Genomic DNA, 22,094 nt, shown 5'->3' on the forward strand with positions numbered 1-22,094 from the left:
TATCCTCTTCTTTTAGACTTCTCCAGAGCTTCTTGATTTCTTCACCTATTAGATTCAATTTTCTTGCCAAGTATTCTGCTTTACCATAAATATCATCATAACCTTCGCTAGCAACTGCTAGACCACTATGCACCATAAACTCACAAATTTTCATAAAATCCGATTTAACATCAACAACACTACCCATATCAAATACCATGAGTTTTACCAATGAGAAGTTCTTTATCACTAAGTCTTTCTCTTGGTACTCCTCAGTAATGCTCTCTAATATTCTGAAAGGGGTCGGAATTTCATACATTATATCTGATAGAAATTCAATCCATCTTTAAACCTTATGTATACCATTAAGCTCAAACTTTTAAAGCTAAAAACGTCGTTCTTAAGATCTTGAGCTCAACAGTTGCTCTGTTATCATAAGGTCTTGAGGCGTATTGATGTTCACGAATTTTTCACTATCTATCACAAGTAATTCTTGATCAAGCTCTTTTTCAAACTCTTCTTTATCGACTTTATTTCCATCTAAAACGTTGACTCCTGCAGGAACCAAACGCCTACCACCTACATCAAGTACTAAATCCATGCTCAACCCTAGTTTTTCGAATCTCTCTGCAGGTACCATGACAGCAAGAACAGACTTGCCACAACTCTTGTAATGATTTATTACCTTGTCGAGGACCTCTCCTGTTATAAGAGGAAGGTCCGCTGCAACTGTTAAGACATAGCTTAACTTCAAATTCCTTACCGCCTCACGGACATCCAATATGTAACCCTTACCAGATGTCAATATTGCCTCAACTGAGAGTTCCCTTGCCTTTTTGGCTGTTTGAGGGGTGTGTTTGCTGATGGTAACAACTATCCTGTCTACTTCATCAGCCACTTTTAGTGCATCTATAACATGCTTTATGAGAGGCTTCCCACCGATCTTCAATAATGGTTTCTCTCCATGACTTTTTATTCGTGTTCCTCTGCCACCAGCCATCACTAAAGCAGTCATAGCCATTGAACCATCACCAAAATCACAATCAAAGAGGTTGCACGTATGATTTCGTTGACAGCTCCAAAGACATCTCCAGTAATACCGTTAAAATGTCTGTTAGAAGACCAGACTATTATCAAACTAACAACAACTGCTGAGATGACCACAACTAGTCCAACAATTCTCATTAAAGGTATGGCTATGACAAAGCTTATGATCAAAGGTATCATCAATTTTTGTAATCTAAGATTACCATGCATGGCATCGACACAATAAGTGCCCAGACCTTCATGAGCAGACTTTCCAGCCCAAGCTATCGTCACCATAGCAAGTTTTGCAGAGATCTCGGCTACGATCAAGCTCTGAATTATTTCAGAGATACTCAAGAGACCGATACTAAAGGCAGTTGCCATTAAAAATACAAGTCCAAAAGTTAAGCCACCCGCTCCAGTCTGCTTATCATGCATAACTTCCACCTTCTTCTCAGGTGGACCTTGATACATTATACCATCCCCAAAATCGAGCAATCCATCTGTATGATGAATGCCAGTTACTAGAAGTATGAAGCCCAAAGTCAATATCCCTACAATAATTCCAGGTAGTATGTGCAGAAGGAACCACGCAAATATCCCACTAATTAATCCTATTATCGAGCCTACAAGAGGGAAGAGGGGCATATATCTCCCCATATCTTCGAGCGAATGGCCATTCTTTATAGGTATCACTGTAAGGAAGGCAATTACACTCTTTAATCCATCGAGGATTCCCACAGACCTCACTTTTCTCTTGATTTTGTGTAGATATTGGAAAGCACTCCAGCCAGTAAGCCACCTATTGCATCATCAAGAAAAGGGCCGAGATTCTTTATCATTCCAGGCTTTTTCCTCTCAAAGTAGAGAAAGTTGTAAAAGCCCCAAGTTCCAGCGATATAGTTGGCTATAGCCATACCAATACTTTCATCAGCTACTAATGATATAGGGTCTTCCAAGAAATCTTTTTTCGGCAAGTTAGGTATCGATCCTATCTCTCCCTCCTCCTGCAACTTGAGGGCTGCCAAGATCAAAGCAGAAATATTGAAATCTGATAACACTTTGATGAGCCCTTTTCTGAATAACTTTGAAGCTTTTTCTCGGCTTTCTATTCCATGAGATGGCGTAAATAACTCTAGACCAGACTCGACCATAGCATCGATCTTTATTCCCCTCTCACCTAATCTTTCTATAATAGACCTATCGGGTACTATGCCAGGATCATGCTTCTGAATAGCTTCTTTTGTTGCTTCTTTAACCACCTTGCCTATCATTATGCCTATCTCCGTTCCCGTGCCAGCGTATTTGATAGGATTACCTACCTCCATACAAGCCACTAAGATCGCATCTGATGTAGACCCGCTTGCAGTACTATTTGAAAAACGACTTCTAATGTCTAGTTCCCTTAAAGCAACGGTCTTTGCCTCCACAGCTGTCTGGATGCAGTTGACCATACAACCGTCTGTCAAGTTCCTATCGATAATAAGTATAATGTTGACAGTGCCCGCATTGATAGATTCTATCGTTTCGTCACCCGCTGTAGCTGGGTAAGATAAGCCTGCTGTTACTAATGCGCAAACAGTCATATCCTTTGTTCTCTTAATATTGATGGCTACATTTTGAGTTTCAACGGCTGTCATAAGTCCTACGGTATCATCAGGCAAGTTTAGATCATTAACTAAATCTCTCAGTACACTTGGAGGGTCTCGATGATTAAAACTATGAGGTACATGATGGTTTATGATCGCTCTAGCTTTAAGAAGCCCCTCGTTTAAAACTGCTGAACTTAAGATCTTTATAGGCTTGTTGAAGTTTATCATTAAAGTATCCTTCTGAACTTCACACTGTACCCCCTCCAACTTTAAATCAAATCTCATCTTGATAGACACTTCTAATCAGTTCTATTTACAATCTTTAATGCATTATGGTCCCTTTTTGCCTTCATAATAAGATCAGTCCCAAAAATCCTCCGATAAGTATGATGATTGGTAAAACAACAATCATCATGAATAATAGAGTTGTCAACTTCATTATTCTTAGAGCCCTAAGGACGTGCTGAGAATTCAATAGATTAACACGGTCACCTAAAATGTAATAGCCAGGCTTCTCAAATTGAACGTTGAATATACCTGCAGCAGTCGACATCGTCCAACCTGCATTTGGGCTCTCAGTCTTACCCCTGTCTCTCTTTAAAATTTTCCATGCACCTCTCCAGTCTTCGTTTAATAACCATGCCGATAGAATCATCAAAATAGAAGTTATACGTGCCGGAAGATAGTTGGCTATATCATCCATTTTCGCTGAGAACCATCCTATATTTACATGCTCTGAATCTTTGTAACCAACTGTAGAGTCTAATGTGTTAATCGCTCTATAGGCTATCGCCAAAGGAACTCCGAAAATACTGTAGTAGAATAGGGGAGATGTTATCCCATCTACCGTGCTTTCGATAACACATTCAACAGTTGCTGAAAGGATTTTTTGATCATCGAAATTTGTTGGATCTCTTCTTACAATTCTTCTTAATCTATTTTTAGCTTCTTCCATCTTGCCTTCCTCAATAGATTCACCTATAGGTATCGATAGTTGACCCATACATTTCATAGAGAATGCCGTCTTTAAAAGAAAGCTCGCCAATAAGATATATAATATTATATTCAGATTCGCATAATATTTCATGAAGTTAAGTATCAGATAAGCTGAAAGGGCGAAGGTTAAAATAATAGTCAGACCCAGTACTATCCCATTTATCTTTTCAGTCTTGAGACTTTTACTCTTCAATTTCGACTTCAAAAATTCTGCTGTCTTTCCCATCCATACTGTTGGATGAAAAATTTCTGGAGGTTCGCCAAATATTAGATCGATTATAAGTGCCAAGATCAGAATGATTACGGATTCAGTTATAAAATCTAAATTTAGGAGCAAAATCTTCAGCTTTAAATTATAGGCACATCAATAATCTTGCAAACTTTATCCATATCAAGACTGATCTTAACGATCTTCGCAAGTTGCCTTAAGCTTTTCTCCCATTCAGCTCTGACATCGCTTACAGTCTCATTTGAAGGTTTTATCCCACTTTTCTTCTTTAAAAAGTCAATAAAAGATTTTCTAGCAGGCAATTCATCAAAAATCCCGTGGATATATGTACCTAAGATTGAACCACTAGCATCGACTGCACCATCAAAATCATAGACATCTTTACTTCCACGCCGAATTATTCTAAAAGCTGGATTAACATCTTTACCCAAAGATGTTTTTCCCATGTGAATTTCATATCCGATGATAGTCTTTCCTATTCCTGAATGTAGCATCGGGCTATCCCCGATTATCTGAGCAACGACCCTTTCAGTCATCTTTTCATATTGTTGGAACTCAGTCACTGTATTAAGAAGACCGATACCTGTAAACTCTATCGGTGTACCACCTTCTATGCCTTTTTTATCTATTACCTTCTTTCCTATTATTTGATAACCACCACATACACCAAGAACTGGAGTCCCCTTCTTTGCCAATCGAAATATTTCATCTGCTAACCCATTATTCTTTAACCATAGAAGGTCTTGCACTGTATTCTTTGTACCCGGTATAATTATCGCGTTCGGTTTACCGAGCTCTTCTACTGATTTGATATAACGAACTTTTACCGAAGGCTCTGACTCTAAGGGATCGAAATCTGTAAAGTTAGAAATTCTTGGAAGTCGAACGACAACTATGACTATTTTACCTTCATCTATTTGGGAAACTCTCTCAAGAGACATTGAATCCTCATCGGGTAAAATCAGGTCCTGAATGAAAGGAATGACCCCTAAGACGGGTTTACCTGTTATCTCTGTTAATTTCAACAACCCAGGTTCTAGTAAACTTAACTGACCTCTGAACTTGTTTATTATAAAGCCTTTTATAAGCTCTTGATGCTGAGGTTTCAGAAGCTCTAAAGTTCCCACCAAGCTAGCAAACACACCTCCCCTATCAATATCTGAAATGAGAAGTACAGGTGCTTTTACAAATTCTGCGATGCGCATATTTACTATATCCGTGTCATAGATGTTTATTTCTGCTGGACTACCTGCTCCCTCGATAAATATGATATCAAATCTGGACATGAGTCTCTCCAAAGAATCTTTTGCACTTTGTAGCCCCTCCTTTAAAGCGAATTCTGAATAGTAATCTTTTGCGCTCATATCTTTGTAAGGCTTTCCGTAAAAAACTACTTGTGATATCGTGTCGCCTTTTGGCTTTAAAAGAATTGGGTTCATATCTACAGTTGGTTCTATACTCGCAGCAAAAGCTTGGAGAGCTTGAGCGCGTGCGACCTCTTCTCCATCCTCAGTAACGAATGAATTAAGTGACATATTTTGAGCTTTAAAGGGCGCAACCTTATATCCAGCTTCTGAAAATATTTTACATAAAGCAGCTACAAGTAGACTTTTTCCACAATAGGATGAGGTGCCTTGAACCATCAGAGCCTTGGACTTTTTTGATTTTGAGAACGGGACCTCGGCTTTCCGATAATTCATAGACATACCTTTTTTAAAGCTTCAACTAGTAACTCATTTTCTTTTCTCGTTCTTATAGCAACTCTGATATAACGGTTATCAAGACCTTCGAAGGAGCTACAGTCTCGAATCAATATATCGAACTTAAGAAGATCGCGCTTAAGCTCATCTGCCTTTAACCTCGTCTGCTCAATATTTATCAAAAAGAAATTTGAGTCAGGTGGCAATACATCGAAGCCTTTTATCTTGTTCAGCTCATCAAATAAAAACTCCTTCTCCTCCTCGATCAATCTAAAGGTCTTCTCTGAAAACTGCTTATCTTTTAGAGCAGCTATCGCTGCAACTTCAGCTAAGCAGTTTATATTCCAAGGCATCTTTGCTCTAGACAGTATATCGATCATCTCTCTATTGCCTATTCCATAACCTATTCTTAGACCAGTGAGCCCAAAGAATTTTGTAAAGGATTTTAGGATGAACAAATTTGGATAAGATTTTATCTCCCCAACTTGAGAAGAACGTTTTTCTTTAGGGACAAAATCCATAAAATCTTCGTCTATAAAGATGAGTACATCTTCCTTCATTGCTTCACTAATTATTTTAGATAAATCTTCCGAAGCTATCGATAGGCTTGTAGGGTTATTTGGATTGCATAAAAAGACAACTTTTACATGGGGGATTTTTTCAATGAATTCCTTAACATCTATCTTAAAACCATCGGTTAAAGACAGAGGCAGATACTCTGATCTACCACCAGCCTTCAATACAGCTTTCTCATACTCCCCGAATGTAGGCGCTGGAATTAACGCCTTTTCGCCTTGTTCTAGGAAAACTTCTGCAAAAATGTAGATAAGCTCAGTTGAACCATTTCCTACTATCAAGTTTTCGGGACCTATCCTACCGATATACTCTGAGATTTCCTCCTTAAGTGAAGCACAGTTAGAGTCGGGATAATAGGGGATCTTCCAAAGACTTTCTTTGATTGTCTCGATCACTTTAGGGGATGGGCCTAATGGATTAACATTAGCACTGAAATCCAATAGAAAGTCTTTTTTATTCGGATTGTGCTGCCAAACCTCGCCACCGTGTATACATGGTTGTAAATTCTTAATATGTTTCTTGGCTAACTCGATGGGATTCATAATCTATTATCATCTACTTAATTATCAGAAAAACCTAATCTACCTTCACAAGACTCAAGGATAGGTAGAACTTCGTCAGGACTTTTAACAAATATTGCGCCTTTTTCTTTTAATCTCATATACAAGGCTTTAGCCTTCCCACCTGTAAAGTCCCTCTCTTGAATTGGAGTTCCATCGACCACAATTGTTTTTATACCCTTCTCAAGGGATGTCTGTACAGCTTCAAGATTCTTTAGGTTACCATAGCCAAAGGGAGTACTACTCAATACAACTGCTTTTGCTTCATCTATTTTGTTTAGATTAGCCTTATGTGCATCCTCTGTTATCTCTGAAAATGGAGCTTCGTTTATAATGGGTATACCCAAGGTGCTAGCTGCATCATGATCTGAATCCAACACATTAAGCACACCAACAGTTACTCTATAGTTACGTTCCAATAACTTCCTCATCAACAATACTCCTGTTCCACCACCAGATATTACATGAACTGTAAAATCTTTTGGTTGAATTTTCTTGAGTCCAGATGTAGACAATGGTACAACATAAAGTGAACTTGTTAAGGGATGTTGCTTCACTATTGCATTTACAAAAAAGATCTTTTTGAGATTCTCTTTTGTTAATACTTCATCAAGAGGTCCTATTGAAGCTATTCTTCCAGTACTCAATAAAATGGCAGAGTCACAGTATCTTGCAGCTAAGTTAAAGTCATGAAAAACAGCCAATATTATCAACTCTTTCTTTTTGCAAAGTTCTCTTAAAAGGTCCATCGTCTCTATCTGATAGTTTACATCTAAGTGACTTGTTGGTTCATCGAGAAGAAGTACCTTAGACTCTTGAGCTAAGGCGCGTGCGATTATAACCCGTTGTCTTTCTCCACCACTTAATTCACTTACTTTTCTATTCGCTAAATGCCATATACTGGTCAGTTCCATAGATTTCTTTGCGATTGTTAAATCTTCTTTAGTCTCAGTCTCAAAGAGTCCTATATGTGGGTTACGTCCCATAAGAACTAAATCTAAAGCTGTTAAATCGAAGGCTACACTTGTATCTTGGGGTACAACCGCTATATTCTTAGCAACCTCCATTGCTTTCATTATATAAACATCGATATCATTCAGAAGAATAGTTCCAACCTTTGGCTTTAAGATTCGTCCAATAGTTTTTAGTAAAGTTGTCTTGCCTGAACCGTTGGGCCCCAATATACCTACAAATTCCCCTCCTTTAACTGAAAAGACTATATTCTCTAGAACTTTTATCGAACCATAAAAACAATCTACACCATTGATATTTAATTTAACCAAACTCTCACCCTTTCATACCCAAACCTTTCTTTTTACGAAGAAGATAGAGAAAGAAGGGAGCACCAAAAAATGCAGTCAGTACTCCAACAGGGAGTTCAGCAGGTTGTATTACAATCCTAGATAAGGTGTCACAAAAGACTAGAATTATTGCTCCCGCCAAGGCTGAAGAGGGAATTAAAATTCGATGATCAGGACCGACCAGTATTCTTGCTATATGAGGTATTACTAAACCAATGAATCCTATCGTTCCACTGATTGCCACAGCTGTCGCCGTTATTAAGGTTGCAAACACAAGCATGATCTTTTTCAGTCTTTCGGTCTCTATACCTAATTGTTGTGCTTCATCTTGACCAAGCAACATTATGTTAAGCTGTCTAGAAAAGATAAGGATTACAAATATTCCCAATGTTATTAGGGGCAATGAGATCGTTACCTCACTCCACTTAATCCCACTTAGTGTACCGAATAGCCAAAATATCAAAGAATGCAACGATTCACCTAAGGTAATCATGATAAATGAAATTACAGCTGATAAAAAGCTAGTCATAGCAATTCCGGCTAATAATACTGTCAACATAGGAACTCTGGGACCCATTTTTGCGATATTATATACTACAAAAACTGATACTAGAGCACCAATAAAAGCCATCAATTGTACTGAGTCGAATATTCCTAAAAAACTAGATCCGATCCCAAGACCTATTACAATCGCAGCTCCTAAAGCAGCTCCTGAAGAAATCCCTAATAGATAAGGCTCAGCCATAGGATTTCTAAATAATCCTTGCAAAACAACTCCAGCAACTGAAAGGGCTATACCAACAATCATAGCTGCGATAGTTCGAGGTAACCTAACTTGCATAATTGTGACTTCTTCAAGAACAGAAAATTCTTCAGTGATTAAATCACCAAAAAAAGGTATATTTTTAATTACGATCTTCCAAGTATTAGGTAGTGAAATCTGCATCTGACCTACTGCTATCGATAATGATAGAGTAAGCACTAGAGCTAAAACAAGGAAGATGACGATCATCTCCCATCTTTTGAACCTCTCAAAGTATCGAGTTTCTTCTTCGACACGTTTTATTTCTTGAGTCAACCATAATCATCAGTCAACAAGTTCTGGATGAAAAAAACTGGCAAGTGTTTCTATTGCTTCTACTATTCTCGGACCAGGCCTTGTAAGTATCGGATCATCGACTTCATATATTCTATTGTTTTCAACTGCAGGCAACTGATCCCAACCCGATCGACCTTCTATAACCTCTGGCGTTAGTCCACAGGATTTTGCCATGGCTCCCTTACAAATGATTATGACTTCTGGGACAGAAGTGAATATCGCTTCATCATTCGTAGCCATGTATGTACCTTGAAAGCCTGCAAAGATATTAATCCCTCCTGCTTTATAGATCACCTCATTGATCATCGATTCAGATCCAAAGCTCCAATAACCACCATTGAAAAAATATTCGATATATACACGTGGTCTTACAGCTCCTTGTGTTTTATCAACAATCTCCTGAATCTTATTCTCCATATCTGCTACTAGTATATTCGCTTCATTCATCTTCCCAGTAATGTTTCCAACCATAGTAATATCTGAAAGTATAGCTGAAATGTTCTGGGGAGAAAGGACTACAATAGAACCATTGATGGAATTAAGTGGTTCTTCTAAGTCTTCGACAACAGTTTTTTGAATTCCTCCAGTCGCCAAGACCAGATCAGGTTTTAATCCCAAAACGGCTTCGATACTAATTGTTGAGAAGCTTCCAACTTTCGATATATTTTCTGTCTCTTCAGGATAGTCAGAGTATGTATCTACGCCGACTACTTTATCTCCAAGGCCCAAAGCAAATAGAATCTCTGTTGAACTCGGTGACAGAGAAACTATACTTTCAGGCGGGTATGTATGTATAGTAACGTTTCTTCCAACATCATCGATAACCCAAAAGGGTCCTGTAGGTTCTGGTGGGGCATATGATTGTTGCCAGAGAGCTACAACCACGACTCCAGTTATTATCACTAATAGTATCCCAATAACAATAATTATTTGTTTCATAATTAATTCTTGGTTGGATAAGCCAACCATTAATAAGTTTTACTTTGATAGTCACATCCTATCAAATGATTCTTACTGTAAAAATTTATCACATACCTTTTCCAAATATCTTCTCTTGAAGATGGCGCCAACATCCCGAAGGGTAAAAAGCATATATTCTGCTATAGCCTCCCCCAACAGACTAGAAGTTCTTAGAATTCTAAATGCCAAAGGGCCTTTAAGCTATTCTGACCTTAAAACCCTTGCAGGCTTTAAATCCAAGAAAGAGTCGGGAAAATTTGCCTACCATTTACGTAAACTCGTGAGACAGGCATTGGTTTCTTTAAACAGAACTGAGAGGAAATATTCTATTTCGAGCCTTGGTAGATTAGTACTGAACCTTACAAGGCAAATTGAAGAGCAGTCTATGCTAAATAGCGGAAAATTTTATGTGAGAACATCGAGGCAGACTATGGAAGAATTTAATCCTGATAAAATCCTCCGCTCCCTAATCAGAGAAGCTGGTATGCCTGTAGAGTTAGCCCATAGAATAGCTAACGAAGTGGAGACGAGACTATCCAAATTTCAGACAGTATACCTTACAGCCCCATTGATAAGGGAGATGGTGAATGCCTTACTCATAGAGCATGGTTATGAAGAATATAGGCATAAATTGACTCGACTAGGCTTGCCAACATTTGATGTGACGACATTGATAAGCGAGGCAAGCAAGGCGAAGGAAGGGATTAGTGAAATTGTAGGGAAGACGGCTAAAGCAGTCTTCTCAGAATATCTTCTTTTAACTCAACTTCCCAGAGATATATCCGATGCCTATCTATCTGGAGATATACATCTATCTAACCTAGGTAGTTGGGGCCTTATGCCTGACACTCTCTTTCTAGACCTTACATCCTTACATTATAATAACATCTACTTTGGAGGTGGGTTGAATTTAACACATTTCGGCCCTCCTCATGAGATAGAAGAAGTTATTGTTGAATTGACGGTTCTGACTTCTTTTTTAAGCTTGGAAGTAGCCTCCGAAATTGTTTATGAGAATTTTTTAGCATATATAGGCAAATATGCAAAGGGAAAAAGTCAGAAAGAGCTTAGAAGAGCCATCTTTAGAACTTTTCTATCTATCTCATCTATTTTGGCAAACTCCTACAACAAACCTAGTATATCGATACAAATCAACCCTCATTACGATAGTGATTTAAAAGTAGAATCGATCGAAGAGATCATGTATGCCTCTCTTGAGGCTTACCAAGACTACACTAGAAACACTATGTTTCCAAAGATTAGGTTGAATGTTTTCTTGAATCGAAGCATAGATGTTGAGTTACTAAAACATGTAATATTTATCTTAAATTCAGGCGGATGCATCGCAATATCGAGTCAGCCTGATTCGATTCGAGCCTATAGCGGTATAAAAAAAAGGTATCCTTCAACTGATCTTAAACTAAATGGTTTTAGTGTAATTCACTCTCTATCATTAAACCTTCCAAAACTCTCCTATGAATCTAACAAAGATGAAGCTTACTTTAGGGCAAAACTAGCTATGCTTCTTCAATCAGCGATTAGTGCTGTATCTAGTAGAAGGAAAATAGTTGGAGAATCTATCAGTAAAGGACTTTTACCAACATTAACACAAAATTCGAGCATAATATCCACTGATTATATGCCTGCTATGATAAACCTTGTAGGATTAAATGAGACGCTTTTAAATCTAACTGAAAATGAAGCACCTCAATCAGATAAGAGTACTATAACTGAAAAAATTGTAAAAACAGCAATTAAATTCACCGATGGGAATGCTGAAGAAAAGAATATTGGTATAGGAATTCTTCAGAGCGATGGAGCAAAGCGGTTTTATGATTTAGATGTTGAAAAGTACGGCAAATCCATTGTAATTTCAAAGAGTGGAAAAAAAGCCTATTCTCAAATCCCTTATATACAAAGGACAGACCTCAATAATTCAAATTTTGTCGATGGATTAAACTACTTGTCTAAGAACCTGAATGGTAGTTTCTCAATCGTTATGAACATCTCTCCCGATGCTAATGAAGATATTGTTAAGGAATCCATTTTAGAATCTATTGAAAAACTCGACTACTTCAAACTTAATAAACGGATGGCAATGTGTAAGAAATGTGGGGCCAAATATCCAATAAACATTAAAAGATGTAAGGCATGTAGTTCTACAATTTTTACTCAATACTCAATTGTTTAAATTTAGTCAAACCGGTTTTACCAAAAAAAAATTGAGGGTTCTTGATTTTTAATTTTTTCAAGAAAAAATGAATAATGTTTAAAGTTATCATAGTAAAAATAAAGATGTCTTGGTTTAATGAAAATCAAGGATGTTTTTAGATTTATGAAAATTTACTAAAAGAAAATTAGAAATATGGCCGAAGTTTTTAATTATTGAAAATTAAGCATGGGGCTCGCCACGGAAAAAAAAGTTCTTGGACGTACACTCTCATCAAACGCTTTAAGAGTACTTGAGAGGAGATACTTAAAGAAGGATGAAGAGGGCAAGACCGTAGAAACTCCTGAACAAATGTTACGAAGAGTGGCGGGGGCGATAGCTATTGCAGACATTCAATATGAGCCTAATGTCGATCTTGTAAAAATTGAAGAAGAATTCTATAGAGTCATGGTTAATTTGGAGTTCTTGCCAAATTCCCCAACTTTGATGAATGCTGGTACTGATTTGGGCCAACTTTCTGCTTGCTTCGTTCTTCCAGTTGAAGATTCGATAGATAGCATATTTGAAGCAGTCAAGAGTACAGCTTTGATCCACAAATCTGGTGGTGGAACTGGTTTTTCATTTTCTAATGTAAGGCCTAAAAATGATGTAGTAAAATCTACTGGTGGAATAGCTTCAGGCCCAGTCTCTTTTATGAAGGTATTCGACATAGCTACAGATGTTATAAAGCAAGGAGGGAGACGGAGAGGCGCCAACATGGGCATTTTAAGGGTAGACCATCCTGATATAATCGAGTTCATCAAGGCGAAGGAGGAGAGCGATGCTTTCAACAATTTCAATATTTCGATAGGTCTTACAGAGAAATTCATGCAAGCTGTTGAGAATGATGAAGAGTATGAATTAATAAATCCACGTACTAATCAAGTAGTAAGAAAGTTACTAGCCAAAGAAGTTTTTGAATTGATAGTTAGTATGGCTTGGAAAAATGGTGAACCTGGGATTCTTTTTTTGGATAGAATCAATATATCTAATCCTACACCCCAATTAGGTGTTATCGAGAGTACAAATCCGTGTGGCGAACAACCATTACTACCTTACGAATCATGCAATCTTGGCTCTATAAATCTATCCTTGATGGTCAGGGATAGTGAAATAGATTACGATAAGTTGATAAGAACAGTTAGAACGTCGATTCATTTTCTTGACAACGTTATAGATGTCAACAAGTATCCATTACCTCAAATTGAAAAGATGACTAAGGCAAATAGAAAGATAGGGTTGGGCGTAATGGGCTTTGCGGACATGCTAATTCAGTTAGGTATACCTTATGACTCAAAAGAAGCGACCGATCTTGCTGAAGAAATTATGAAGTTTATCCAAAATGAAGCGAGGAAGATGTCGGCTGAGCTTGCAGAAGTAAGGGGGTGCTTTCCTAACTTCAAGAACAGTATTTACGATGTTCCAAGTGGGTTAAAGATAAGAAATGCTTCTCTGACAACGATAGCTCCAACTGGAAGTATTTCTATAATAGCTGGTTGCTCTAGTGGTATTGAACCTATTTATGCAGTATGTTATACTCGTAATGTCCTTGATGATCAAAAACTCGTTGAAGTGAACCCTTTCTTTAAAAAGATAGCTATGGAACAAGGTTTCTATAGTGAAGATTTGATGGATAATATCTCAAAGAAGGGGTCGTTAAAGGAGATAGACGGCATACCGGAATTAGTGAAGAGGGTCTTTATTACAGCACATGATATAGCCCCTGAGTGGCATATAATGATGCAAGCAATCTTTCAAAAATATATCGACAATGCAGTATCCAAAACTGTAAACTTCAGAAAAAACGCTAGGATCGAAGATATAAGGAGCGCGTATATGCTGGCCTATAAATTAGGTTGTAAGGGTTTAACTGTATATCGAGATAATAGTAGGGAGGGACAAGTTCTGGAGATGAGGAATAGAGTGACGACTGAGTTCGGCATCAAAAAGCCAACTCCCGAGAAAGCGTATGGGACGCGGTTGAGAAAAAGGACAAGTTGTGGGAATATTTATACACAGATTTTTGACAATGAGCGTAAGGAGCCTATCGAGATCTTTATTACTTTAGGGAAAGCAGGAGGATGTGCAGCTGCTTTTACCGAAGGCTTGGCAAGAGCTTGCTCATTGGCTTTAAAGTATGGTGCTACTTTGAAAGAAGTGCAAAATGAGCTCATGGGGATAAGTTGTCATAAACAAGAGGGAATCGGAGCCAATAAAGTGTTATCATGCATAGATGCTGTTGGAAAATCGGTGAGAGAGGTAACTATGAGAGAGGAGGCCCAAAAGATCAATATTCAGAAGAATTTCGGTTTTGGTGCATGTCCGTTATGTGGAAGTCAGGTCATCTATGTTGAAGGTTGTTTAAAATGTATATCATGTGGCTTTTCTCAATGTGAATAAATATCAAGAAAAATACTCGAAGTTATTATTCCTAATAATTGTAATTAAAATAATAATCCTTTAAGAATTTAGGGATTGGAACAAAGAACGGACGCTAATATCCCCGCTCTTAAGATCTTTCCAAGATACGCTTGGAGGAAATATTTTGCATTAGGCATATTATCCACTTCAGGTTCTATCTCTCCAACTCTTGGAAGGGGATGCATCACTATACATTCCTCTTTCCCACTTTTAAGCAATTCAGAATTGATTACGTAAGATCCCTTGACTCTCTCAAATTCATGAGGATCTGGTATTCTCTCCTTTTGAATTCTCGTTACGTATATAACATCTAACTCCCCAATAATTTCTCTGATATCTCTATGCTCCGAAACTTTGATCTTCTTATCAATGCCAAATAGAGCCTCCTTTTTCACATTAAGTTGTGGGGGAGAGACAAGAAAGATCTTTGGGCTATACTTTGATAGCCCATAGATAAGAGAATAGACTGTCCTTCCATACTTCAGATCTCCTACTATGGCTATATTCAATCCATCTATCCTCTTTTTTACCTTCATTATTGTATAAAGATCGATCATAGCTTGAGTGGGGTGTTCTTCAGTTCCACTTCCAGCATTTATTACTGGTTTAGACGTAACTTCAGCTGCAAAGCGGTTAGCTCCCTCCATAGAATGCCTGAGTACAATAGCATCCACATAGTTCTCAACAGTTCTCATAGTATCGGCTAAGTTCTCTCCTTTCTCAACAGACGACATGCTAGGGTGTGCAAAACCTAATACATTACCCCCTATCGACAGCATAGCAGCCTCAAAGCTTAATTTGGTCCTTGTACTAGGCTCAAAGAATAAGAGCCCAAGAATCTTACTTTTTCCCAACTCTTCCTTTTTTTTATAATCGAGAGAATCGACCTTATCACTAATTGAAAAAAGATATTCAAGTTCGGATCGAGAAAAATCTTTTATTGAGATTATATCTCGATTATAAAAAGGATTGGTCATTTATACCTTTCCTTAATTCAATATTTTAAACTATATAAATATAGATTAAATTAGGTATATTTAGCCACATATGCCCTTGATATCCTTCTCCATCCTGATTATCCTTTCAAGATAATCCCCAAATTTATTAACAGTCTTCACCACTACGCCATCTGCTGTAAATTCCTTTTCTGAGATAATGATCTTGTGCTCTACATTTTTAATAAGCATTAAATTATCAATCTGGTTCTGAATATCATCTTCATGTATATTTATTATTACAGGGCATACCGGTTCTGGATAACCTACATGTAGAAGTCCTATAATATCAAACATTAGTGCTTTTATATACTCGCCCCTTTTAGATCGATAAACGAGAAAGTCCCAGATATCCATATTTGTAGTAGATGATGATAAGCCAATACAATCTTTTTGAGTAACAAACCCTAACTCTTTCAAATACATATCTATTATATCGATAATACATTTAGGCTTTTTAGAAGATATATCATTCATCCTTAACTTTCTGTTTGATATTTTCTTTAAAGTAATATCTATATTCTTTTGATAAACCCTTTTAATATGAGATAAGAAGCACTCATAATGGGATAATTTACCCTCAATTTCTGCGAACTTATCTCCAAGTTTAATAGGTACCTTACAATAAATGCAAATAGCACCGATCAAAAAATCCTTAGTTAAAACAGTCTGATTGGGCACTGAAGTTAAATATGGTAGGTAGGTCATATCGATCATAGTTACAGTATCATTATTGCCTGTCGTAAAGTCTTTACGGGTATAACCTTCGACGTTTGGGTTGTAGAAGTAAATATACCCATCAGTATTGGGGAACACATCAAAATGAACCTCTCCATTAACATCTGTGAAGCCGCTCTTGGCTGAGATATTCATTAACAATAGCTGTAGATCTGAGATTCGGTTACCTTTGGGATCTTTCACAGAAACAACAAGATGAGCTGTCATAGTATCTCACAGTAAAATGATTACTTTTCACTTCAAGAAAATCATATAAAAGTAATTTGATAATAAAATATAATTTAAGCCGAATTAATTTTAGAATTATGAGCAAAGAGCAACTTGTCAAGAAAATAGAAGACGGTACTGTTTTGGACCATGTTGAAAAAGGAAGAGCTTTACAAGTATTAGCAGCTCTGAATATAGACGGAAAGAACGGCAATATTGTAACGGTAGCTATGAATGTGCCGAGCAAGAAGATTGGAAAGAAAGATATCATAAAAATTGGGAATAGGTTTTTAAAATCTGAAGAGACGAATAGAATAGCCTTGATATCTCCAAGAGCTACAGTCAATTTAATCAAAAACTTTCAAGTAATAGAGAAAAGAAAGATTGAAACTCCTAGTACCTTTGTAAACGTATTTCAGTGTCCAAACCCAACGTGTATATCCAACTCTAATGAACCCATCGTGCCTATGATTGACGTTGTGAGGGATAGCCCGCCTTTGCTCAGATGCAGATATTGCAGTAGATTACTTTCGCCTAATGAAGTAATTTAAATTGAGAATTATGGACAAAATCGAATAATCTATACGATAAAAATAAAAAGGTAAAATATTCTGTCTTAAATGGGGTAAATTCGTCTTCAGGTGTATATGTTTGAGTAAAACTGTTATTGAAAAGATCGTTAGGAAAGTTGTAGATGAAACCGGTGACGAAATAAAGGCAACTTATGACAAAGAGTTGGAACATTCTTTAGAAATATTAGAAGCAACTAAGAGAAAAACTGTTATGGAAGTTGAGAAAATTCAAGAATCTACTAAGGGGCAAGCAGAAACAATAAAACGACGAATAATTGGGAGTGCGGAATTAGCTACAAGGAACAAGAACCTCGAATTTATTGAAAGCACTATCAATGATATATTCGAAAAGACTATCAAAAAACTCGAAGAAAAAGTTACCTCTGAAGAGTATAAATCCTCTCTTAAACAGTTGCTAGAAGAAGGGGCAGACATGATAGCCAGTAAAGATCTTATTGTATCTGCTAATAAAAAGGATTATAAAATTCTTAAAGAATTTGTGGATGTAGTAGCTCAAGCAAAAGACGCAAATATAAAGATCGATGAGAAACCTATTGGATGTATTGGAGGGGTGAAGATTAGGAGCTCTGAGGGTACAACATTTTTTGATAATACAATAGAAGCCAGACTAGAGAGATTTAAGCCTATACTTAGAAGAAATATAGGGCAACTGTTCATGGGTAAAGGTTGATAAATTTGCCAGTAAAGGGAAAGGTCATCTGGATAAGCGGTCCAGCTGTAAGAGCAGAAGGCATGTCTGAATCTAAGATGTATGAGACAGTGGAAGTGGGCGAGGACCGCATAGTTGGTGAGGTAATCCGGCTTACGGGGGATGTAGCTTTCATACAAGTCTATGAATCTACGAGTGGGTTGAGACCTGGAGAACCTGTCTATGGTACGGGTCAACCACTATCTGTATATTTAGGTCCAGGGATGATGGGGAAAATTTACGATGGGATACAACGCCCTCTTGATGAGATAGCTATGAAGATAGGCTCATATATAGAAAGGGGAATAGCTGTGCCCCCCTTATCATATGAGAAGAAATGGCATTTCAAGCCCGTGGTAAAGAAGGGTGATGAAGTTGAACCAGGAACTATCTTAGGAGTTGTTGAGGAAACACCACTTATAGAGCACAAAGTAATGGTACCTCCAGATCACCATGGTGGCACTATTAAAGAGATAATTGATGAAGGCGAATATACAATAGAGGAATCCATAGCTACTGTAGAAAAAGGGGGAATGAAAAGCGAACTAAGGATGTACCATCGTTGGCCGGTAAGGATGCCTAGACCTTATTTTGATAGGCTCGACCCTGATGTTCCTCTTTTGACTGGACAAAGAGTAATTGATTCATTCTTCCCTATGGCCAAAGGTGGAACTGGGATGATTCCAGGTGGGTTCGGGACGGGTAAAACTGTTACACTCCATCAAGTAGCTGCTTGGGCAGATTCAAGAATCGTCTTTCACGTAGGATGTGGAGAAAGAGGTAATGAAATGACAGAAGTTCTTATTAAGTTCCCAGAATTGAAAGATCCAGCTTCAGGAAGACCTTTGATGGAGAGGACTATTTTGGTTGCTAATACTAGCAACATGCCAGTAGCTGCTAGAGAAGCTAGTATTTACACAGGAGTTACTATGGCGGAATATTACAGGGATATGGGTTATGATACAGTACTAGTAGCGGATTCCACCAGCCGTTGGGCCGAAGCTCTTAGAGAGATAAGCGGTCGTCTAGAGGAGATGCCTGCTGAGGAGGGATATCCATCATACTTAGCATCACGTCTAGCTGAGTTTTATGAGAGGGCTGGCAGGATGGTGCTTCTAGGCACGCCTAAGAGAGTCGGTTCCATAACATTGATAGGCGCTGTATCGCCCCCCGGAGGTGACTTTACAGAGCCTGTCACAACCCATACAATGAGATTCATAAAGACCTTCTGGGGCCTCGATACAAAATTGGCCTACTCAAGACACTATCCCGCGATAAACTGGATGACGAGTTACTCTGGATACCTAGATTCTGTTGTGAAATGGTGGTTCGATGTTGATAAAGAATGGTTAAAATTTAGAAATGCAACCTATGAGATACTTCAAAGGGAAGATGAACTCAAAGAGATAGTTAGGCTACTTGGACCAGAGGCGCTTCCAGATGAGCAAAAATTGATTTTAGATGTAGCTAGGATGATCAAAGAAGGTTTTTTGCAACAGAGTGCGTATGACGAAGTAGATAGCTATTGCCCTCCTGAAAAGCAGATGAAACTCTTAAGAACATTCGTCGACTTTTTTAGAGAATCCCAAAATGCTCTTAAAAATGGAATTTCTCTGAATACTATAAGAGCCATGCCCATAATACCAAGACTCATCCGAGCGAAATCTACTATACTCAATGAGAAGTTAGAGGATCTTGATATATTACATGATGAGATGATGACAATGTTTGGAAACCTCTTGAGCAAGGAGGTAAAAGTCGTTGCCTAGTGAGTCAAGAGGCGGAGTAGAATATACAAGGATAGGAGAGATAAGAGGTCCATTAATCATCGTAGAAGGTGTCACTAAGGTAGCCTTCGATGAATTAGTAGAGGTAGAATTGCCAGATGGTAAGAGGAGACTTGGTAAAGTATTGGAGGTTGGTGAGGGACGTGCAGTTGTAGAAGTCTTCGAAGGTACTTCTGGCATATCTACTGTAGGAACGAGAGCTAGATTCTTAGGGAAGACAATGGAGATACCTGTATCATCTGGTCTTTTAGGTCGCATCTTTGATGGAATAGGACGGCCAGTAGATGGCTTGTCTGAACCTTTAAGTGAAGATTTCAGGGACGTTAACGGCCTACCTATCAACCCTGAGAGGAGAGATTACCCTACCGATTTCATACAAACAGGCGTTTCCGTAATAGATGGTATGAATACGTTGGTCAGAGGCCAAAAACTTCCCATATTCTCAGGCGCCGGTCTTCCTCATAGTATGCTCGCTGCTCAAGTAGCTAGGCAGGCAACCGTCTTGGGAAGAGTTGAGGAGTTCGCTGTAGTTTTTGCAGCTATTGGGGTACAGCATAGCGAAGCAAGATTCTTTAGGAAAACCCTTGAAGAGAGTGGGGCGATAAAGCGTAGTGTATTATTCTTGAATCTTGCTGATGATCCAGCTATTGAGAGAATAATAACCCCTAGAGTAGCTCTAACTGCGGCTGAATACCTTGCCTTCGATCTAGATATGCATGTGTTAGTGATATTAACAGATGTGACCAACTATGCAGAAGCCCTTAGAGAAATCAGTGCTGCAAGGGAAGAAGTTCCAGGGAGGAAGGGGTATCCTGGATACTTATATACAGACTTAGCCACGAATTACGAGAGAGCTGGTAGAATCAGAGGTAAAAAAGGCAGCATAACACAGATGCCCATCTTATCTATGCCTAGCGATGATATCACCCACCCTATTCCTGACTTATCGGGGTACATAACTGAAGGGCAACTGGTACTAGATAGACCACTCTTCAGAAGGGCTATATATCCTTCAATCAATGTGCTGATGAGCCTCAGCCGACTTATGAAAGACGGGATAGGCAAGGGAAAGACACGAGAAGACCATGCCGATGTTAGCAACCAGTTATACGCTGCATATGCAAGAGCTGTAGAATTAAGGGCTTTAGCTGAAATAGTTGGTAAGGCAAGCCTTACTGGTGTTGACTTAAAGTACTTGAGATTTGGTGATGTTTTTGAACAAACTTTCTTGAAACAAGCCTATGAGGAGAATAGAAGCTTAGAGGAAACATTATCACTTGCTTGGGAGGTCTTATCTACACTTCCTGAATCTGAGCTTACAAAGATCAAAGAGGATTATGTTAAGCAGCGTTATATACAAGTAGAAGTGGAAGTATAATGTCTGTAAGCTTTGGTAGGAAGGCTCTCCCTACAAAACTCGAGTTGATAAGGATCAAGAGATCTTTGGTTGTAGCTGATGCAGTTCACAAGATTCTTGAGGATAAAAGGGAGATATTACTTCGTAGATTGGATGAATTAATCAGAGAAACTATAACAGCAAGGGATGCTATGGGAGAACCTTTAAGTGATGCCTACCAAGCCCTCTTTAACGCTTACTTGAAATTGGGTCCTATGGAACTAGAATCTATCGCTTTGACGACACCTGTCCAATTAGAAGTCGACGTCGATGTAAAGGTCGTTTTGGACGTTGAGGTGCCAACAGTTAAAATAAAAGAGGAAAAGAGAAAACTTACTTATGGTTTCATGGATACTAGCTTTAATTTAGATGAGACTACCAAGATGATGAAAATAGCATTGCCCTATGTTCTTAGAGCAGCTGAAATCGAGAACTCAATCTTTCGTTTAGCCGCTGAATTAGAAAAGACTCAACGTCTTATGAATGCCCTTGAGTATCTTATCATCCCTAGTTACCATGAAAATATTAAATTCATTTCATCTAGTCTAAACGAGAGGGAGAGAGAGGATTTCGCGAGGTTAAAGCATGTAAAACGAATCTTGGAAAGGTCTAGGTCGAGTGAGTGAGTCATATGGTTGATATAAAAGAAATTGTTAAGAATAGATTTGAGGAATCGAAAAAGAAAGTAATTACCAAGCATAACGACATTATGAAGGAGATAGAGAAAGAATTAAGGAGCTATGAAGAAAAGGCACTAGGGAAATTCAGATAAAAAAATACTGTAATTTCTGTAATTCTTTTAGCTCCCTTTAATTCCCTTGCGGAAGATTCAAGTCAACAATAATATTCAACCTTTTTTCAATTAAAAAGCTCAAGCTTAAATATGGCGTGCGTAAAGGGGTTAGTTGAGCACGCAAAGCTAGGTGGATAAAAATGGTACAAGCATATTGTGTAAAATGTAAAGAGAAAAGGGAGATAAAAGACCCAAAACAAGTGACATTAAAGAACAAGAGACCGGCTGTTAAGGGTACATGTCCGGTAT

21 protein-coding genes are annotated in these 22,094 nt (G+C 38.1%); 9 read left to right on the top strand and 12 right to left on the bottom strand.

Annotation, left to right across the window (positions count from 1 at the left end; genetic code table 11):
- The 10 genes from L6N96_01480 to L6N96_01525 form a co-directional block, all read right to left on the bottom strand.
- Positions 1-298: hypothetical protein (locus L6N96_01480; GenBank protein ID MCP8322838.1), on the bottom strand; the 298-nt coding region annotated here is incomplete at its 3' end.
- A gap of 81 nt (positions 299-379) precedes the next feature.
- Positions 380-1,000: an NTP transferase domain-containing protein gene (locus L6N96_01485; protein MCP8322839.1), complete on the bottom strand. Its 621-nt coding sequence runs from the start codon at positions 998-1,000 to the stop codon at positions 380-382.
- Complete coding sequence (gene cobS, locus L6N96_01490) at positions 991-1,746, bottom strand: adenosylcobinamide-GDP ribazoletransferase (GenBank protein ID MCP8322840.1); 756 nt, start codon at positions 1,744-1,746, stop codon at positions 991-993. The genes L6N96_01485 and cobS overlap by 10 nt, the downstream gene beginning before the upstream one ends.
- A gap of 5 nt (positions 1,747-1,751) precedes the next feature.
- Complete coding sequence (locus L6N96_01495; protein MCP8322841.1) at positions 1,752-2,882, bottom strand: adenosylcobinamide amidohydrolase; 1,131 nt, start codon at positions 2,880-2,882, stop codon at positions 1,752-1,754.
- Positions 2,883-2,946: 64 nt separating this feature from the next.
- The gene (locus tag L6N96_01500; protein ID MCP8322842.1) at positions 2,947-3,930 is read right to left on the bottom strand and encodes a cobalamin biosynthesis protein; all 984 of its coding nucleotides are present in this window, start codon (positions 3,928-3,930) and stop codon (positions 2,947-2,949) included.
- Positions 3,931-3,941: 11 nt separating this feature from the next.
- The gene (locus L6N96_01505) at positions 3,942-5,522 is read right to left on the bottom strand and encodes a cobyric acid synthase (protein ID MCP8322843.1); all 1,581 of its coding nucleotides are present in this window, start codon (positions 5,520-5,522) and stop codon (positions 3,942-3,944) included.
- Positions 5,519-6,640, bottom strand: a complete 1,122-nt coding sequence (gene cobD / locus L6N96_01510) for a threonine-phosphate decarboxylase CobD (GenBank protein ID MCP8322844.1) — start codon at positions 6,638-6,640, stop codon at positions 5,519-5,521. The genes L6N96_01505 and cobD overlap by 4 nt, the downstream gene beginning before the upstream one ends.
- Before the next feature lie 17 nt (positions 6,641-6,657).
- Positions 6,658-7,941, bottom strand: a complete 1,284-nt coding sequence (locus tag L6N96_01515; protein ID MCP8322845.1) for an ABC transporter ATP-binding protein — start codon at positions 7,939-7,941, stop codon at positions 6,658-6,660.
- A gap of 4 nt (positions 7,942-7,945) precedes the next feature.
- Complete coding sequence (locus L6N96_01520; protein ID MCP8322846.1) at positions 7,946-9,037, bottom strand: iron chelate uptake ABC transporter family permease subunit; 1,092 nt, start codon at positions 9,035-9,037, stop codon at positions 7,946-7,948.
- A gap of 9 nt (positions 9,038-9,046) precedes the next feature.
- Complete coding sequence (locus L6N96_01525) at positions 9,047-9,997, bottom strand: ABC transporter substrate-binding protein (protein MCP8322847.1); 951 nt, start codon at positions 9,995-9,997, stop codon at positions 9,047-9,049.
- Positions 9,998-10,118: 121 nt separating this feature from the next.
- Here L6N96_01525 and L6N96_01530 point away from each other — a divergent pair, with 121 nt between their 5' ends.
- Complete coding sequence (locus L6N96_01530) at positions 10,119-12,209, top strand: helix-turn-helix domain-containing protein (GenBank protein ID MCP8322848.1); 2,091 nt, start codon at positions 10,119-10,121, stop codon at positions 12,207-12,209.
- 207 nt (positions 12,210-12,416) lie between these two features.
- Positions 12,417-14,627 carry a vitamin B12-dependent ribonucleotide reductase gene (locus L6N96_01535; GenBank protein ID MCP8322849.1) on the top strand — a complete coding sequence of 737 codons (2,211 nt, stop codon included), beginning with the start codon at positions 12,417-12,419 and terminating at the stop codon, positions 14,625-14,627.
- A 68-nt stretch (positions 14,628-14,695) separates the two neighbouring features.
- Here the strand turns inward: L6N96_01535 and pyrB are convergent, their stop codons facing one another.
- Positions 14,696-15,625 (bottom strand): aspartate carbamoyltransferase, encoded by a 930-nt coding sequence (pyrB, locus tag L6N96_01540; GenBank protein ID MCP8322850.1) that lies wholly within the window; start codon positions 15,623-15,625, stop codon positions 14,696-14,698.
- A 60-nt stretch (positions 15,626-15,685) separates the two neighbouring features.
- A complete protein-coding gene (locus L6N96_01545; protein MCP8322851.1) occupies positions 15,686-16,588 on the bottom strand; it encodes a hypothetical protein in 903 nt (300 codons plus the stop codon).
- Between the two features lie 98 nt (positions 16,589-16,686).
- Here L6N96_01545 and pyrI point away from each other — a divergent pair, with 98 nt between their 5' ends.
- The 7 genes from pyrI to L6N96_01580 form a co-directional block, all read left to right on the top strand.
- Positions 16,687-17,139 carry an aspartate carbamoyltransferase regulatory subunit gene (gene pyrI, locus L6N96_01550; protein ID MCP8322852.1) on the top strand — a complete coding sequence of 151 codons (453 nt, stop codon included), beginning with the start codon at positions 16,687-16,689 and terminating at the stop codon, positions 17,137-17,139.
- Between the two features lie 100 nt (positions 17,140-17,239).
- Positions 17,240-17,851: a hypothetical protein gene (locus tag L6N96_01555; GenBank protein ID MCP8322853.1), complete on the top strand. Its 612-nt coding sequence runs from the start codon at positions 17,240-17,242 to the stop codon at positions 17,849-17,851.
- Between the two features lie 5 nt (positions 17,852-17,856).
- Complete coding sequence (locus L6N96_01560) at positions 17,857-19,638, top strand: V-type ATP synthase subunit A (GenBank protein ID MCP8322854.1); 1,782 nt, start codon at positions 17,857-17,859, stop codon at positions 19,636-19,638.
- Positions 19,631-21,034 carry a V-type ATP synthase subunit B gene (locus L6N96_01565; protein ID MCP8322855.1) on the top strand — a complete coding sequence of 468 codons (1,404 nt, stop codon included), beginning with the start codon at positions 19,631-19,633 and terminating at the stop codon, positions 21,032-21,034. Before L6N96_01560 ends, L6N96_01565 begins: the two co-directional genes overlap by 8 nt.
- Positions 21,034-21,678 (top strand): V-type ATP synthase subunit D, encoded by a 645-nt coding sequence (locus L6N96_01570; protein MCP8322856.1) that lies wholly within the window; start codon positions 21,034-21,036, stop codon positions 21,676-21,678. The genes L6N96_01565 and L6N96_01570 overlap by 1 nt, the downstream gene beginning before the upstream one ends.
- A gap of 5 nt (positions 21,679-21,683) precedes the next feature.
- Positions 21,684-21,824, top strand: a complete 141-nt coding sequence (locus tag L6N96_01575; protein MCP8322857.1) for a hypothetical protein — start codon at positions 21,684-21,686, stop codon at positions 21,822-21,824.
- Between the two features lie 161 nt (positions 21,825-21,985).
- The coding region (locus tag L6N96_01580) for a DUF5679 domain-containing protein (GenBank protein ID MCP8322858.1) at positions 21,986-22,094 on the top strand (109 nt) is incomplete at its 3' end.

This window comes from Candidatus Methylarchaceae archaeon HK02M2 (assembly GCA_024256165.1).
Taxonomy (GTDB): Archaea; Thermoproteota; Nitrososphaeria; order Nitrososphaerales; family JACAEJ01; genus HK02M2.

Coding starts and splice junctions, on each gene's coding strand:
- L6N96_01485 (MCP8322839.1), bottom strand. CDS start 1,000: ATGGCTATGACTGCTTTAGTGATGGCTGGTGGCAGAGGAACACGAATA.
- L6N96_01495 (MCP8322841.1), bottom strand. CDS start 2,882: ATGAGATTTGATTTAAAGTTGGAGGGGGTACAGTGTGAAGTTCAGAAG.
- L6N96_01505 (MCP8322843.1), bottom strand. CDS start 5,522: ATGAATTATCGGAAAGCCGAGGTCCCGTTCTCAAAATCAAAAAAGTCC.
- cobD (MCP8322844.1), bottom strand. CDS start 6,640: ATGAATCCCATCGAGTTAGCCAAGAAACATATTAAGAATTTACAACCA.
- L6N96_01525 (MCP8322847.1), bottom strand. CDS start 9,997: ATGAAACAAATAATTATTGTTATTGGGATACTATTAGTGATAATAACT.
- L6N96_01530 (MCP8322848.1), top strand. CDS start 10,119: ATGGCGCCAACATCCCGAAGGGTAAAAAGCATATATTCTGCTATAGCC.
- L6N96_01535 (MCP8322849.1), top strand. CDS start 12,417: ATGGGGCTCGCCACGGAAAAAAAAGTTCTTGGACGTACACTCTCATCA.
- pyrB (MCP8322850.1), bottom strand. CDS start 15,625: ATGACCAATCCTTTTTATAATCGAGATATAATCTCAATAAAAGATTTT.
- L6N96_01545 (MCP8322851.1), bottom strand. CDS start 16,588: ATGACAGCTCATCTTGTTGTTTCTGTGAAAGATCCCAAAGGTAACCGA.
- pyrI (MCP8322852.1), top strand. CDS start 16,687: ATGAGCAAAGAGCAACTTGTCAAGAAAATAGAAGACGGTACTGTTTTG.
- L6N96_01570 (MCP8322856.1), top strand. CDS start 21,034: ATGTCTGTAAGCTTTGGTAGGAAGGCTCTCCCTACAAAACTCGAGTTG.
- L6N96_01575 (MCP8322857.1), top strand. CDS start 21,684: ATGGTTGATATAAAAGAAATTGTTAAGAATAGATTTGAGGAATCGAAA.